This is a genomic window from Bdellovibrio sp. 22V, from assembly GCF_030169785.1.
Lineage (GTDB): Bacteria > Bdellovibrionota > Bdellovibrionia > Bdellovibrionales > Bdellovibrionaceae > Bdellovibrio.
In genome coordinates this window covers 795346-808167 of the sequence record NZ_CP125854.1, presented here as the reverse complement: position 1 = coordinate 808167, position 12822 = coordinate 795346, and the positions used below count along the sequence as shown (strand labels likewise).

At 44.6% G+C, this 12822-nt stretch carries 14 protein-coding genes; 6 read left to right on the top strand and 8 right to left on the bottom strand.

Translation table 11 applies throughout. The features are described 5' to 3' along the window. Nucleotides 1-24: 24 nt before the first annotated feature. Genes gyrA through QJS83_RS03870 form a run of 6 tightly spaced genes read left to right on the top strand, consistent with a single transcriptional unit; the run spans nucleotide 25 to nucleotide 4931 of the window. Nucleotides 25-2508, top strand: coding sequence for a DNA gyrase subunit A (gene gyrA, locus QJS83_RS03895; RefSeq protein WP_284607791.1), 2484 nt, complete (start codon nucleotides 25-27; stop codon nucleotides 2506-2508). Nucleotide 2509: 1 nt separating this feature from the next. Beyond that, complete coding sequence (locus tag QJS83_RS03890; protein WP_284607790.1) at nucleotides 2510-3307, top strand: tetratricopeptide repeat protein; 798 nt, start codon at nucleotides 2510-2512, stop codon at nucleotides 3305-3307. Then, a complete protein-coding gene (locus QJS83_RS03885) occupies nucleotides 3307-3531 on the top strand; it encodes an AtpZ/AtpI family protein (protein WP_284607789.1) in 225 nt (74 codons plus the stop codon). The genes QJS83_RS03890 and QJS83_RS03885 overlap by 1 nt, the downstream gene beginning before the upstream one ends. A gap of 6 nt (nucleotides 3532-3537) precedes the next feature. Beyond that, nucleotides 3538-3894, top strand: a complete 357-nt coding sequence (locus tag QJS83_RS03880; protein ID WP_284607788.1) for a hypothetical protein — start codon at nucleotides 3538-3540, stop codon at nucleotides 3892-3894. Continuing rightward, nucleotides 3884-4573, top strand: a complete 690-nt coding sequence (atpB, locus tag QJS83_RS03875; RefSeq protein ID WP_284607787.1) for a F0F1 ATP synthase subunit A — start codon at nucleotides 3884-3886, stop codon at nucleotides 4571-4573. Before QJS83_RS03880 ends, atpB begins: the two co-directional genes overlap by 11 nt. Before the next feature lie 37 nt (nucleotides 4574-4610). After that, nucleotides 4611-4931, top strand: a complete 321-nt coding sequence (locus QJS83_RS03870) for an ATP synthase F0 subunit C (RefSeq protein ID WP_284607786.1) — start codon at nucleotides 4611-4613, stop codon at nucleotides 4929-4931. Nucleotides 4932-5172: 241 nt separating this feature from the next. On the opposite strand, the gene QJS83_RS03865 is transcribed toward QJS83_RS03870, so the two are convergent. The 8 genes from QJS83_RS03865 to QJS83_RS03830 are packed head-to-tail and all read right to left on the bottom strand — an operon-like array spanning nucleotide 5173 to nucleotide 12737. After that, nucleotides 5173-6543 (bottom strand): phosphomannomutase/phosphoglucomutase, encoded by a 1371-nt coding sequence (locus tag QJS83_RS03865; RefSeq protein ID WP_284607785.1) that lies wholly within the window; start codon nucleotides 6541-6543, stop codon nucleotides 5173-5175. A gap of 46 nt (nucleotides 6544-6589) precedes the next feature. Continuing rightward, on the bottom strand, nucleotides 6590-7540 hold the full coding sequence (locus QJS83_RS03860; protein ID WP_284607784.1) for a 4-hydroxythreonine-4-phosphate dehydrogenase PdxA: 951 nt from the start codon (nucleotides 7538-7540) through the stop codon (nucleotides 6590-6592). Next, nucleotides 7533-8477, bottom strand: coding sequence for a peptidylprolyl isomerase (locus QJS83_RS03855; RefSeq protein ID WP_284607783.1), 945 nt, complete (start codon nucleotides 8475-8477; stop codon nucleotides 7533-7535). Before QJS83_RS03855 ends, QJS83_RS03860 begins: the two co-directional genes overlap by 8 nt. Beyond that, entirely contained in the window at nucleotides 8470-9450 is a 981-nt protein-coding gene (locus QJS83_RS03850; RefSeq protein ID WP_284607782.1) for a peptidylprolyl isomerase, read from the bottom strand. Before QJS83_RS03850 ends, QJS83_RS03855 begins: the two co-directional genes overlap by 8 nt. 13 nt (nucleotides 9451-9463) lie before the next feature. Then, the gene (locus QJS83_RS03845; RefSeq protein ID WP_284607781.1) at nucleotides 9464-10273 is read right to left on the bottom strand and encodes a peptidylprolyl isomerase; all 810 of its coding nucleotides are present in this window, start codon (nucleotides 10271-10273) and stop codon (nucleotides 9464-9466) included. Nucleotides 10274-10326: 53 nt separating this feature from the next. Next, on the bottom strand, nucleotides 10327-10980 hold the full coding sequence (locus QJS83_RS03840; protein ID WP_284607780.1) for a lysophospholipid acyltransferase family protein: 654 nt from the start codon (nucleotides 10978-10980) through the stop codon (nucleotides 10327-10329). A 2-nt stretch (nucleotides 10981-10982) separates the two neighbouring features. Further along, the gene (locus tag QJS83_RS03835) at nucleotides 10983-11951 is read right to left on the bottom strand and encodes an electron transfer flavoprotein subunit alpha/FixB family protein (RefSeq protein WP_284607779.1); all 969 of its coding nucleotides are present in this window, start codon (nucleotides 11949-11951) and stop codon (nucleotides 10983-10985) included. Nucleotides 11952-11963: 12 nt separating this feature from the next. Next, nucleotides 11964-12737 carry an electron transfer flavoprotein subunit beta/FixA family protein gene (locus tag QJS83_RS03830; RefSeq protein WP_284607778.1) on the bottom strand — a complete coding sequence of 258 codons (774 nt, stop codon included), beginning with the start codon at nucleotides 12735-12737 and terminating at the stop codon, nucleotides 11964-11966. Nucleotides 12738-12822 lie beyond the last annotated feature (85 nt).

Genomic DNA, 12822 nt, shown 5'->3' with positions numbered 1-12822 from the left:
TTTAGTTTTTGAAACTGGTGATCTATGGAAAATAATCAAGAAAAAGGCGTAACCCTCGTCGATATTAGTAAGGAAATGCGCGGAGCATACTTGCAGTACTCGATGTCAGTTATCGTGGGACGTGCTCTTCCTGACGTGCGTGACGGTTTGAAACCGGTTCACCGTCGCGTTCTTTTTGCACAAAGTGAAATGAACAACCGCCACAACAGACCGTACTTGAAGTCGGCTCGTGTGGTCGGGGATGTTATCGGTAAATACCATCCGCATGGTGACGCTTCCGTTTACGATACAATGGTTCGTATGGCGCAAGACTTCTCTTTGCGCTACCCGCTTGAGGATGGACAAGGAAACTTCGGTTCTATCGACGGTGATAGCCCGGCAGCCATGCGTTACACGGAGATTCGTTTAACGAGCCTTGCTGAAGAACTTCTTAACGACCTCGAAAAAGAAACAGTTTCTTTCGGTCCGAACTACGATGACTCTTTAGAAATTCCAACGGTTCTTCCTGCAAAGTTTCCGAATCTTTTAGTGAACGGTTCTGCGGGTATCGCCGTAGGTATGGCGACGAACATTCCTCCACATAACTTAGGAGAAGTGATCGACGGTTGCGTGCACTTGATCAATAATCCGGACTGCCAACTTGAAGATCTCATGCAACATATCAAGGGACCGGACTTCCCGTCTTACGGTGTGATTGCAGGTCGCGAAGGTATTCTTCAGGCTTATAAAAAAGGCCGCGGAATTATCTCTTTGAAAGCGGTTGCGGAAATCGTTCAGGTTAAAGACCGTGAAGAAATCATCGTTACCGAGATTCCTTACCAAGTTAATAAAGCAAAATTGATCGAAAGCATTGCGGACCTTGTTCGTGACAAACAAATCGAAGGTATCTCTGATATCCGCGATGAGTCTTCGCGTGAAGGTATGCGTATCGTGATTCAATTGAAGCGCGGTGAAAACGCCAGCGTGATCTTGAATCGTCTTTACAAATTCACGCAAATGCAAATCAGCTTGGGTATTATCATGCTGGCTTTGGATGCGAAAAACCAACCGGTTACTTTCGATCTTAAAGGCATGCTGGAAGCGTTCGTGGATCACCGTCGTGACGTTGTTACGAAACGTTGTATCTTTGAACTTAAGAAAGCCCAAGAGCGCGCGCATATCTTGGAAGGTTTGAAAAAAGCCCTCGATCATATCGAAGAGGTTATCAAAACTATCCGTGCTTCTAAGGAGGCAAACGCTGCCCGCGAAGCTTTGATGCAGAAATTCGAATTCTCTGAAAAACAAGCCGTTGCGATTTTGGAAATGCGTCTTCAACGTTTGACAGGTTTGGAGCGTGATAAAATCATCGCTGAACTTGCAGAATTGATGAAACAAATCGACTGGTTGAAATTCGTCCTTTCCGACGTTCGTGAAATTTATAAAATTATCGTATCTGAGCTTGAAGATATCAAAAAACGTTACGCAGATCCTCGCCGCACACAAATCCAAGGAAGCTTGGATGATATCGAAGACGAAGATTTGATCGCCGATGAAGACATGGTTGTCACTGTGACAAACACAGGTCTGATTAAGCGAATGCCGACAGCGGAATACCGCACGCAAAAACGTGGTGGTAAAGGTTTGAAAGGCATGGAGACGAAAGAAGAAGACTATGTAACGGATCTTTTCTCTGCGAGCACGAAGACAATGCTTTTAGTGTTCACAGATAAAGGTAAAGTTTACTGGTGTAAGGTGCACAAACTTCCTCTAGGAACAAGAACGTCTAAAGGTAAATCTTTGGCGAACGTTGTTCAGCTTGCTAGCGGTGAAAGTGTTCGTGCAATTCTTCCGGTAGATGAGTTCAACGAAAACAAATACGTTGTAATGTTGACAGAAAAAGGTGTGATCAAGAAAACATCTTTGGATGCTTTCGCGAATCCAAGAACAGCCGGTATCATTGCGTTGACGACGGATCTAGATGACGGCGTTATCGACGTTAAGATTTCTGATGGACAAAGCGATATCTTCATTGCAACTAAAGAAGGTATGTCGATTCGTTTCAACGAAAACGACGTTCGTGGTATGGGTCGTACTGCTCGCGGCGTGAAAGCAATCACTCTTGCGAAAGACGACATTGTTGTTGCGATGGAAGTTCTTGAGAAGAACACGACAGACACAATCTTGATGGTGACATCTAAAGGCTACGGTAAACGTTCTGAAACTGGTGAATATCGCGTTCAGTCCCGTGGTGGTGTTGGTATCATCACTCAGAAAACGACTGACAAAGTGGGTGTGGTCATCGGAACCAAGAAGGTTTCCGAGAAACACGAACTGATTCTTTCTACAGATAAAGGACAAGTGATTCGCATGAAGATGACGGACATCTCTGTTCTTGGCCGTAACACTCAAGGTGTTCGCCTTATCAATATCGACGAGAAAGAAGAAACAGTTACCGGCGTAGCCGTCGTTGAGGATGAAGGCAGCGAGGAATCGACTCCAGCTCCAACAACAGAGGGAGTTACTCAGTAAGATGATCAGAATTTTTCTGATTGTTTTAGTGCTAGGACTCACCGCCTGCTCTTCCCAGGAAGAAGCAGATTTTAAACAAGCCGAAAAAGAGATCGCCCAGGAGCACTACCGAATTGCCCTGGGTTATCTTGACCGAGTTATCAAAAGAAATGCGCCGACGAAATATCCACTGGAAGCAGCTCGCGAAGCCGCGCGTATTTCATTCTTTGAAATCAAAGACTTCAATAAGGCGATTGAATACCATCACTTTATTGTTTTGCACTCTCCGGATGAAAAAGAGCGTCTTGAGTCGCAAAAGCAAATCGCGGCGATTTATTTTAATAATCTGCAGAATTATCAGCGCTCGATTATTGAGTATTCCAAACTGCAACAGATGCCTCACACGGATTTTGAGGCGGCTCAGTACAAAATGAATATTGCGCGTGCGCAGTACTATCAAAATAATTTTTTCCAATCTGAATCGGAGATCGATTCATTGCTGAAACTCAAAAGTGACGACAACACTCGATTCAACGCCTTGATGTTGAAAGGGAATATTCTTGTCGCACGAAAAGATTTTGGAAAAGCTGCGGATATCTTTAAAAGTCTTATTCAAAAATATCCGGAAAAAGCGATTCAGGAAAACGTCGCTCTGACCCTGGCAGTTTGTTACGAAGAAAATTTTGACTTCAAAAGTGCGATTGCCGTTTTAGAAGAGCATAAATCCAACTATCAACCTCCCGAGTATATCGAGCTTCGTATCAAACGTTTGCAAGAGCGTATGAAAAACGCTCCGGGTGCGAAAGGCTTCAGGAAGTAATGAAGAAGTATATAATTTTTGCATCCATGGGCTTTGAACTTGTCGGTTTGATCTTGGGATGTTTTTACCTAGGGCAATTCCTCGATCAGAAGTATCAAACGAAGGGACTTATTTTTGTGGGTCTTACGTTTGCGGCTTTGATTGGTTGGCTTTGGAGAGTCATTTGGCTGCTTCGCAAGCTGCAAAAAGAGGAAGAGAAAAACTCAGATTCCGATAAACCCTAGGTTTTCATGAAGTCTATTCTCATCACGCAAATTTTTGTGATCGCGCTTGGCGGCCTGCTTTTAGGGTTGTTTGCTGCGCCACCCCAAGCTTATTCCTATATGGCGGGCTCGGGGACCATCTTTTTGAGCTTTTTACTCCTCGCTTGGGGATGGGGATTGATCTTCCAGAAGAAATTGGTTGCCCTATCTATCGGGATCATTGTATTTAAGTACGCGATTTTAGGGATTATTATCTTTAAGCTTACGGCTCTTCCATGGTTCGACACTTTATGGTTCGCCATCGGAGTTGCCAGCTTTATTCTCGCTGCATTTGTGTATGCAGTGAAAGAATCCTTACGAGAAGGAAAAGACCATGTCGTTTAACTGGACACAATTGATTCCTGGTGTAGGTCACGAGTACGCACACGTTGCAACTCTTGGCGCTGCTACTGTTGCTACTGTCGCTATCGGCGTTGCTGCTCGCGCATCACTTGGTAAAGGTGAAGTTGCAGTTCTTCCTGCTAGCAAATTCTCTCTTCGTGGCATCATGGAAATGTTGACGGAGATGATGTCAGGTCTTGCTGACATGGTTATCGGCGAACACGGCAAACACTATGTTCCGTTCTTCACTTCAGTTTTCTTTTTCATCTTACTTAACAACTTGATCGGTATGATTCCAGGTATGACTCCTGCGACTGAGAACATCAACACGACATTCGGTTTCGGTGTTTTGATGTTCTTGTTCTACAACTTCCAAGGTGTGAAAGAAAACGGCATCTTCGCTTACCTTAAGCACTTCATGGGCCCGGTTCTTTTCTTGGCACCTTTGATGTTCGTGATTGAACTTGTTTCACACATGGTTCGTCCGTTCTCATTGGGTCTTCGTCTTGCGAACGTTATGATGGGTGACCACACAGTATTGTCTGTGTTCTTGGATCTAGTACCAATTGGTGTACCGATCCCATTCTACATCATGGGATTGTTCGTATGTTTTGTTCAGGCTTTTGTATTTACATTGCTTTCAATGGTCTACGTGGCATTCGCGATTGCACACGATCACTAGAGAGCAAACTTAACCACTCATATTGAGGAGAAATCACATGAAAAAAATGATCGTTGCTATGGTTGCTTTGTTGGCTTCTGTATCTGCATTCGCACAAGACGCTGCTCCAGCTGCTACTGAAGCTGCTGCTTCTGTTGCTACTGACCGCGGTTTGGTTGCTATCGCAGCTGCTATCGCTATCGCATTGTCTGTATTCGCAGGTGCAATGGCTCAAGGTAAAACAGCTTCTACAGCTCTTGATGGTATCGCTCGTAACCCAGCAGCTTCTGGTAAACTATTGATCCCAATGATCTTGGGTCTAGCTCTTATTGAGTCTCTAGTTATCTACGCGTTGATCATCGCTCTTCGTTTGGCGTAATCGCGGTCGTCGCTAAGGACCCGATCGACTTCTTTGTCGGGTCTCGACTTGCGCCCTTATCGCCAACCTTAGTTGGTTGGTGTAAATGATTAAAATTAAAAGGCTGGTAGCAATACCGGCCTTTTTTATTTTGTGGACCTCTAAAATCAATGAGGTCTAAAAATGCAAAAGCCCGCTCTTTTGGAACGGGCTTTTGTTTTTTACAGTGTACTATTCGTGAAGAATAGGAAGCGGGTACCTTTTAGAGGTACTTGTTTACTACGGCTTCTACGCGGTTGCGGATTTTGTCGAGGCCGGCTTGAGTTGTGGATTCGTAGCGAACGACGACAACTGGTTGTGTGTTGGATGAGCGGCAAAGAGCCCAGCCGTCTGCAAAACTTAAGCGGATGCCGTCAGTGAAATCAACTTTGTAGTCTGTGCCTGGTTTATCCGGAAAAGCCTCGATCATTTTTTCCACGATCAAAACTTTTTTCTCTTCTGTTGTGTCGATGCGGATTTCTGGTGTGTTGAATGATGGTGGCAAACCTTCAAGCAATTGCGGAATTGTTTTTCCTGTTTTCGCCAAGATCTCTACCAAGCGCAAAGCTGCGTAAGGAGCATCGTCATACCCGTAGTTGCGATCCGCGAAGAATACGTGACCGGACATTTCTCCACCGAATGGAGCTTTTTCTACTTTGATTTTTTCTTTCACCAAAGAGTGCCCCGTCTTCCACATAATCGGTTGACCGCCATGTTTTGCAACGTCTTGGTACAAACGATCAGAGCACTTTACGTCGCCAATGATCTTTGCACCTTTTTGTGTTTCAAGAATCGCGCGGGAAATGATGACCATCAACTCGTCACCGTAAACCATTTTTCCAGTATGATCGACAACCCCGATACGGTCGGCGTCTCCGTCGAAACCGATACCAGCAACTGCGCCTTCTTTAAGAACTTGTTTTTTAAGATCTTCCAAGTTTTCTTCAACTGTCGGGTCTGGATGGTGATTTGGAAATTTCCCGTCTGGCTCTTCGAAAAGAATCGTCGGATTCAAACCGACGGCGTTGAACAAACCGCGAACAACGGAACCACCGGCTCCATTACCACAATCCAAAACGACTTTTACGTTTTTGATCTCGCCGAATTCTTTATGGTAGCGCTCGTAGTACATCGGTTTGATATCGAATGTTTCTTCAGAGCCTTTGCCGTCGATGAATTGTCCCTTGTCGATGATCTGGCGAAGCTTTTGGATCTCCGCGCCGAAGATAGTGCCTTTGCCGACAGAGATTTTAAAACCGTTGTATTCGGGTGGATTGTGCGAACCTGTAACTTGAATGGCTCCGTTAACACCCTTCAACTCAAATGTTGAGAAATAGCAAACAGGAGTCGTTACAAGACCCAAGTGAATAACTTTAGCACCCGACTCCATCATACCTTTTGCAAGATTTCTGATGATAGCTGGAGAGCTTTCGCGCGCATCGTGACCAAGAGCAATTGTTGGATTGCTGACGCCTGCGACGTCTTTCATGTAAACGATATAAGCGCGGCCAAGGAGGTATGCGAAGTTATCGTCGAATTGTCCGTTATAGACACCGCGAATATCGTATTCTCTAAAAATGACAGGTTGGAACATAATCACCTCAATTATTTCAGGTATTTAGAAATATATTCTTAGAGCTCTACAGTCGAGCTAATTTTATCGCCCAGCGAATGGCATCAATCATGGAATGTGGATTGGCTTTGTTTTGACCGAAAATATCCTTCGCCGTCCCGTGATCTACACTGGTGCGGACGAAAGGAATACCGAGAGTCATGTGGACTCCGCTGTCTTGGCCATGAATTGTTTTAAAAGGAATAAGACCCTGATCGTGATAGAGCGCAAGATAGACCGAATACTTTTTCCAATTCGTAGGAAAAAATGCGGCGTCAGGAACGAGGGGGCCATCCACGGGAATCTTATTATCCCTTGCGAAGTCTTTGATGTGCGGAAATAAGGACAATTCTTCTGTGCCGATCAAACCTTTTTCTCCGGCGTGCGGGTTTAAGCCCAAAATCGCGATAGGTTTCTTTTGTTGATTGGCAGGAAGTTTCTTTCGCAGGTCATTGGCATTCAGTAAGGACTCGGAAAGAATTTTGAAATTCAAACTCTTAGAAATTTTAGCAACAGGAATATGGGCCGTCGTTAACACGACGTTAAACTTACTTCCGACAAATCCCATATTTACGAAATGGCTTTTAGAAAGACGCTTTAAAATATCTGTGTGACCAAGATCTTTAAATCCGGCCTCTTTGATTGAAGTTTTTGATAAAGGCGCCGTTGCGATACCGTCGATTTTTTTCGCGAGACAAGCCTTCGCGCTGATCTCAACCCAGTGAGCTGGTGAAAGATCCGAAGCGATGTCGACAAGATAAGGTCCATCAATCTTTAAAGCCTCTTCTAATGAATCAACTGTGATTCGCTCGAACTTTTGATCAATAAGACGAAGATATCTTTTGTCGACGTTTTCAGAACGCCAAAGGATTAATTGTGCGTTCTTTTGCGGGCCGAGGTGATGCAAGGCTTTGGCAGTGACTTCAAAGCCAATGCCATCGACATCACCCGTGGTAAGAGCAATTCTAACTTTACTCATTGATACGAACGAAAGATTCGTCGCGCTTAGATTGCAACCAGCTCTTAAGTTGACGTTTGAAACTCGCCTCAAGCAACTGAGCCTTAATGCGCTCTTTTGCTTTTTCAAACTTAGGATCCGGAGTCAGTTTTTTACCCGTGAGTTTTACGATATGAAAACCCATGCGCGACTTAACAATGGGAGTGGTCTCGCCCACTTTCAAGTTTGAAATAGCCTCTTCAATCTCTGGAAGGAACTCGCCGGACTTAAAGGTTCCGAGGCTGCCGCCTGCGGAAAAATTCGGATCTTCACTAAACTGTTGTGCAAGATTATCGAAGCTGTCGCCCGTGCGAAGCTTACCCAAAACAGTTTCTGCACGTTTCAACGAAGCTTCCGCTCCGCCCTTTTTCGGGTTAAAGAAGATGTGCGCTACTGAGAATTCGTCGATGGAAGGACGATTGTTTGGATTTGTTTTTAAATACTCATTCAAAGCATCTTCGTCAGAGATACGAAGTTTTGAAATAATCTCTGTATCCATCAAAGCGCGTTTTTCAATACTGTCTTTAAGAAACGCTTTATATTCGTCATACGTGATGCCTTGGCTGCGAATGATGTTAGGCAAATCCGCAACACTCACGTTGTTTCTTTTTGCCATGTCCTTCAATTCCGCTTCGACGCGATCACTTGTCACTGTGAGGTTCAAGCGTTTGATTTCAGCCTGCAAAAGGGCTTCATTGATCAAGTAATCAAGTTGCGCTTTGCGATTTCCTTTAAGGCTGGATGCAGGTTTGTCGAAAAGAAGACTCTCGTCGATAAGACCCGGCTTGCCAATTTTCTTCTCAAGTTCTTTAAAGTCAGACTCTAGGACGAGTTCCGTATTCACGATAGCCACAGTTTTTTCCACAATCTCAGCGTGGACAGGAGCCGCTACTAGCAAAGAAAAGAGAATATTAATCATTGGTTCCTCGTGTATCTACCTTAATGGAATTCATCAAATCGTAGTCTTTTAAGACTTTACTACTTCTGAGCTGAGCATCAAGCCAAGCCACGTATTCTGCCTGCTCGCGTTGTGCGCGCAAAGCGCGAATAATCTGTGATTTAACTTCTTCCAGGGGAAGAGTCGTCGCCGGAGCTTTCTTTTCAACGCGAATCAGATGCACGCCAAAAGGACTTTTAACAGTTTGTACTCCAGATCCTGCGGTAAAAAGAGGATCGAAGTAATCGACAGAACCTTTTTCAATCCAGCCAACAACACCGCCCGTTTTTGCTTCAGGAGTGATGGAATATTTCTTTGCCAGCTCCGAAAACTCGTTCGTTTTTAGATCGACCTTAATGGCGTCCGCTTTCGCATCCTCATCGACAACGATTTGGCGAATGTAAATACGCTCTTTGCGTTTGAAGCGGTCTTTATTGTCTTCGTAGTAACGTTTAATTTCTTCGTCCGTCGGAGGTTTGACCTTCTCGTTGATCTTTTTGAAAACTTCTTTTTCAACTAGAGAATAACGAAGTTCTTCGCGCCATTCGGAAAACGAGAGGTTTTCCTGCGCCAAAGCTCTGCGGAACGAAAGGTCGTCAGGATAATTCGCTCGCAACTTATCCACCTCTTTATCCAGAGTCGATTCCGTAATGACAATGCTCTGTGCGCGCGCCCAATCAAGCGTAAGACTTTTAACTAAGAAGTCTTTAAGGATCTCTTCTTTCACGCGGTGGATGTTATTGGGGTCTTTTGCGGCAAGTGCATCGAAGTTACGAAGTCTACGCGCTAATTGATTGGCGAACTGTTTGGAGGTCAGGACGTGATCGTTCACTTTCTCTACGGGTTTCGTAGAGATCTTTTGGTAACTGGAAGGGCAACCCACCAAAGACAGAGTTAAAGTAAGGCCCAAAAAAGTCAAAAGCCCCGTCTTAGCGGGGCTCTTTAGAGATTTCATCTAGTAAGTTTCCTTATCTGATCGCACTCTTGTTTTCTTTGATTGTGTACGACTTTTTCAATCTATCGAAATAGTCGTTGAAGATCTGTTTTCTTTTTTCATCGAAAACAGCGGCTCTGATTTGGCGCTTATTTGCGTTTTCAAAGCTGCGCTTGCCTGTCAACTTGATGATGTGGAAGCCGAATTGAGTTTCGATGAGCCCCTTGATTTCACCGACCTTCATAGACGCTGCCGCCTCATAATATCCAGGAACAAGTGTTACACGAGATTGCCAGCCGATATCACCGCCGGCTTGTTTCGAAAGAGCGTCGTCTGAATAAAGTTTTACAAGTTCTTCAAACGGTCTTTTACTCTTTTTAACTTCGTCATAAATTTCCGTCGCGCGTTTTTTTGCTTCAGCGACTTGCGCCGCCGTTGCGCCCGGCTTGAATTCAATCAAGATGTGGCTTGTACGAAGCTCAGGATTTTTCGCATACCAAGCTTGCATTTCTTTGTCAGAAACTTGGATCTTTTGAATGCGAGGTCCAATTTCTTTTTCAAGCAATGCCTTGTACATTTCCTGGTTGAAGCGCTCTTGTACGATAGGATCTTTCTGCAAATTACGCTTTTCGGCTTCTTGCAAACCTACTTCGTAACGAATCAAATCTTCCAAGAAAAGCTCTTTAGAAGGTGGATTGATTGTTTGCGATTTTACTTCGTTGTATTTTTTGTTGAACTCTTCAACCGTGATAGATTTTTTGCCAACCTGAGCCACCACTTCTGTGGATTTTTGAGCGTAGGAAGTCGCAGAGATGAGCAACAAGATGCTGATAAAAAGTTTCATACTTTAAAAGTCCCTTTAAAAAGTTGAAGACATGTTACCTAAAAACGCTAGCACTAGGCATCATTATCCGCAATGAATTTAAGAGCTTGCTGTCTCGCGTGGTGCAAAAGAGCTTCTAACTCTAGAGCAAGGTCTGGGTTTCTTGGATCCTCTTCGCGAGTGACGGCGACACGAGGTCCGACCCAATAAATAATGACCTTCGCAAAAGGTTTGGGAAGAAAAGTTTTATTCCATGATTTAGGAAAATGAATCGCGCGATCACACGCGACGCCGGCCGCATAAATCGGACCGTTAATCATACGTGAAAGTTCAAAAACACCGGGTTTCACTTTGTGTAACGGACCCTTAGGGCCATCAACTGCAAAGCTGCAATTTCCCCCGTCTTTTACTAAACGCAAAAGACCTTTAAGAGCTTGAACTCCTCCACGTGTAGACGACCCGCGACTGGTTTTCGCGCCCAACCATTTAAGTACAGTCGCCATCAGCTCACCGTCTTTGGATTGCGAAGCAATCGTAGCGATACGATAACGCTTAACGATCGAAAGAAGCGCGAGCTCATCACCATGCCAGTGAGCTAAAACAACAGGATTTTTTTGTTCAAGAGAGTTTGCCAGAGAATCCGGCTCGATAACCCGAACCCTCCATGTCCATGAGAGGGTTCGGTAGAATGCAAACACAATAATCGGAAGAATATACTTTCTAAACACGATTAGTGGTGAAGAGCTTTTTTGAACTCTTCTGTAAGTTTAGGAACGATTTCAAAAGCGTCACCCACGATACCGTAAGTGGCTTTTTGGAAGATAGGAGCATTTGGATCATTGTTGATCGCAACGATCACTTTTGAACCGCTCATACCTGCCAAGTGTTGAATCGCGCCAGAAATGCCGACAGCGATGTACAATGTTGGAGCGACTGTTTTACCAGTTTGACCCACTTGCATTCCGTGTCCAACCCAACCCGCGTCAACAACGGCACGTGAAGCACCTACTGTCGCGCCCAAAACATCCGCGAGATCGTGAAGCATTTTAAAGTTGCCCGCTTCTTTCAAACCGCGGCCGCCGCTTACGATGACATTCGCTTCAGTCAAATCAAGTTTCTCGCTTGCACCTTTAACAACTTCTTTAATCAAAGTTTTAAGATCCGGTTTAACAGCCGCTTGTTCTACAACGTTCGCAGATTTTGCGGTGTCAGCGGCAGCAACTGGAAGTTGATTTGCACGCATCAAAACGATTTTTACAGAGCTGTTTTCAAAGTTTGCTTTCGCAAAACATTTACCAGAGTACATAGGCTTAGTTGCCGTTACGTTGTCGCCAGAGATATTAAGCTCTGTGCAATCACTCGCAATACCTGTGTTCAAGCGAGCGGCTACGCGCGGGAACAAATCACGTCCTGTTGAAGAAGCAGAAGCCAAGAGAATCGAAGGCTGTACTTTTTCAACAATCGCAGCGATGTTCGCTGTGAAAAGTTCAGGATTGTAGGCATCCAAAGCCGCGTCTTTAACGACGTGAACTTCGTTAGCACCGTTATGACCGATGGCCGCAGTAACATCGCCCGCGTGAGAACCGAAAACAACAGCAACAACTGTGTTTCCAGATTTCGCCGCCGCCTGCAAAAGTTCAATAGAGCTGCGTTTAAGTTTACCGTTTGTTTGTTCAGCAAAAACTAATATTTTTCCCATTGTCGCCGCTCCTTACAAAACTTTCGCTTCGTCGCGAAGAAGTTTTACGAGTTCAGATGCTTGCGCTGAAGCATCGCCAGAGATCATTTTCACTGCAGGTTTTTCAGCAGGAAGAGTGAAGCCGGAGTATTTAACTTTGATGTCGCTTGCAGGAATGTTCAAAGAAGAGAATTCAACCTCTTTGATCACTTTCTTTTTCGCCTTCATGATACCAGGCAAGCTTGCATAACGAGGCATATTAAGACCTTTGTTCGCAGCTACAACCGCCGGAGTCATCATTTGCACAACTTCTTTTGCTCCGCCTTCAACATCGCGCTCAACAACAACGTTTTCGCCATTGAAAGCAAATTTAGAAACAACTGTCGTGTGAGGAACATTCAAAAACTCAGCAAGCATTTGGCTTACAGATGAAGCGTTGTCGTCAATCGCGAGTTTACCAGAGAAGATAACCTTAGCGCCGCCTTCAGCTTTGATAACCTCTGCCAAAGCTTTTGCTGTGGAGAAATTGTCTACATTTTCAGCATTTACTACGATCGCCTCATCAGCGCCCATAGCCAAAGCCGTACGAAGAGATTCTACAACACGCGCCTTAGGTCCAACGCTCAACACCCATACTTGGGAACCAGGATTTGCATCGCGAAGCTTGTTAGCTTCTTCAACGGCAAATTCGTCGTAAGGGTTCAAAACCCATTTAATTCCCGCCGTGTCGATTCCGTTTTGGTCGGGAGTGATTTTAATCTTTGTTTCGGTGTCGGGCACCTGCTTGATACACACAAAAATCTTCATGTTTTTACCCCGTTTTTTTAGAGGTTTTGTTCTATCCCAAGTCCAGGAAAGGCAAAACTAAATTCCATATTTAACGTGTCGCGAA

What these genes read in the sequence shown, in the direction of transcription:
- QJS83_RS03870 (WP_284607786.1), top strand. Translation starts at nt 4,611, where the DNA reads ATGAAAAAAATGATCGTTGCTATGGTTGCTTTGTTGGCTTCTGTATCT.
- QJS83_RS03830 (WP_284607778.1), bottom strand. Translation starts at nt 12,737, where the DNA reads ATGAAGATTTTTGTGTGTATCAAGCAGGTGCCCGACACCGAAACAAAG.
- gyrA (WP_284607791.1), top strand. Translation starts at nt 25, where the DNA reads ATGGAAAATAATCAAGAAAAAGGCGTAACCCTCGTCGATATTAGTAAG.
- QJS83_RS03855 (WP_284607783.1), bottom strand. Translation starts at nt 8,477, where the DNA reads ATGATTAATATTCTCTTTTCTTTGCTAGTAGCGGCTCCTGTCCACGCT.
- QJS83_RS03880 (WP_284607788.1), top strand. Translation starts at nt 3,538, where the DNA reads ATGAAGTCTATTCTCATCACGCAAATTTTTGTGATCGCGCTTGGCGGC.
- QJS83_RS03860 (WP_284607784.1), bottom strand. Translation starts at nt 7,540, where the DNA reads ATGAGTAAAGTTAGAATTGCTCTTACCACGGGTGATGTCGATGGCATT.
- QJS83_RS03865 (WP_284607785.1), bottom strand. Translation starts at nt 6,543, where the DNA reads ATGTTCCAACCTGTCATTTTTAGAGAATACGATATTCGCGGTGTCTAT.
- QJS83_RS03845 (WP_284607781.1), bottom strand. Translation starts at nt 10,273, where the DNA reads ATGAAACTTTTTATCAGCATCTTGTTGCTCATCTCTGCGACTTCCTAC.
- QJS83_RS03850 (WP_284607782.1), bottom strand. Translation starts at nt 9,450, where the DNA reads ATGAAATCTCTAAAGAGCCCCGCTAAGACGGGGCTTTTGACTTTTTTG.
- QJS83_RS03890 (WP_284607790.1), top strand. Translation starts at nt 2,510, where the DNA reads ATGATCAGAATTTTTCTGATTGTTTTAGTGCTAGGACTCACCGCCTGC.
- atpB (WP_284607787.1), top strand. Translation starts at nt 3,884, where the DNA reads ATGTCGTTTAACTGGACACAATTGATTCCTGGTGTAGGTCACGAGTAC.
- QJS83_RS03835 (WP_284607779.1), bottom strand. Translation starts at nt 11,951, where the DNA reads ATGGGAAAAATATTAGTTTTTGCTGAACAAACAAACGGTAAACTTAAA.
- QJS83_RS03885 (WP_284607789.1), top strand. Translation starts at nt 3,307, where the DNA reads ATGAAGAAGTATATAATTTTTGCATCCATGGGCTTTGAACTTGTCGGT.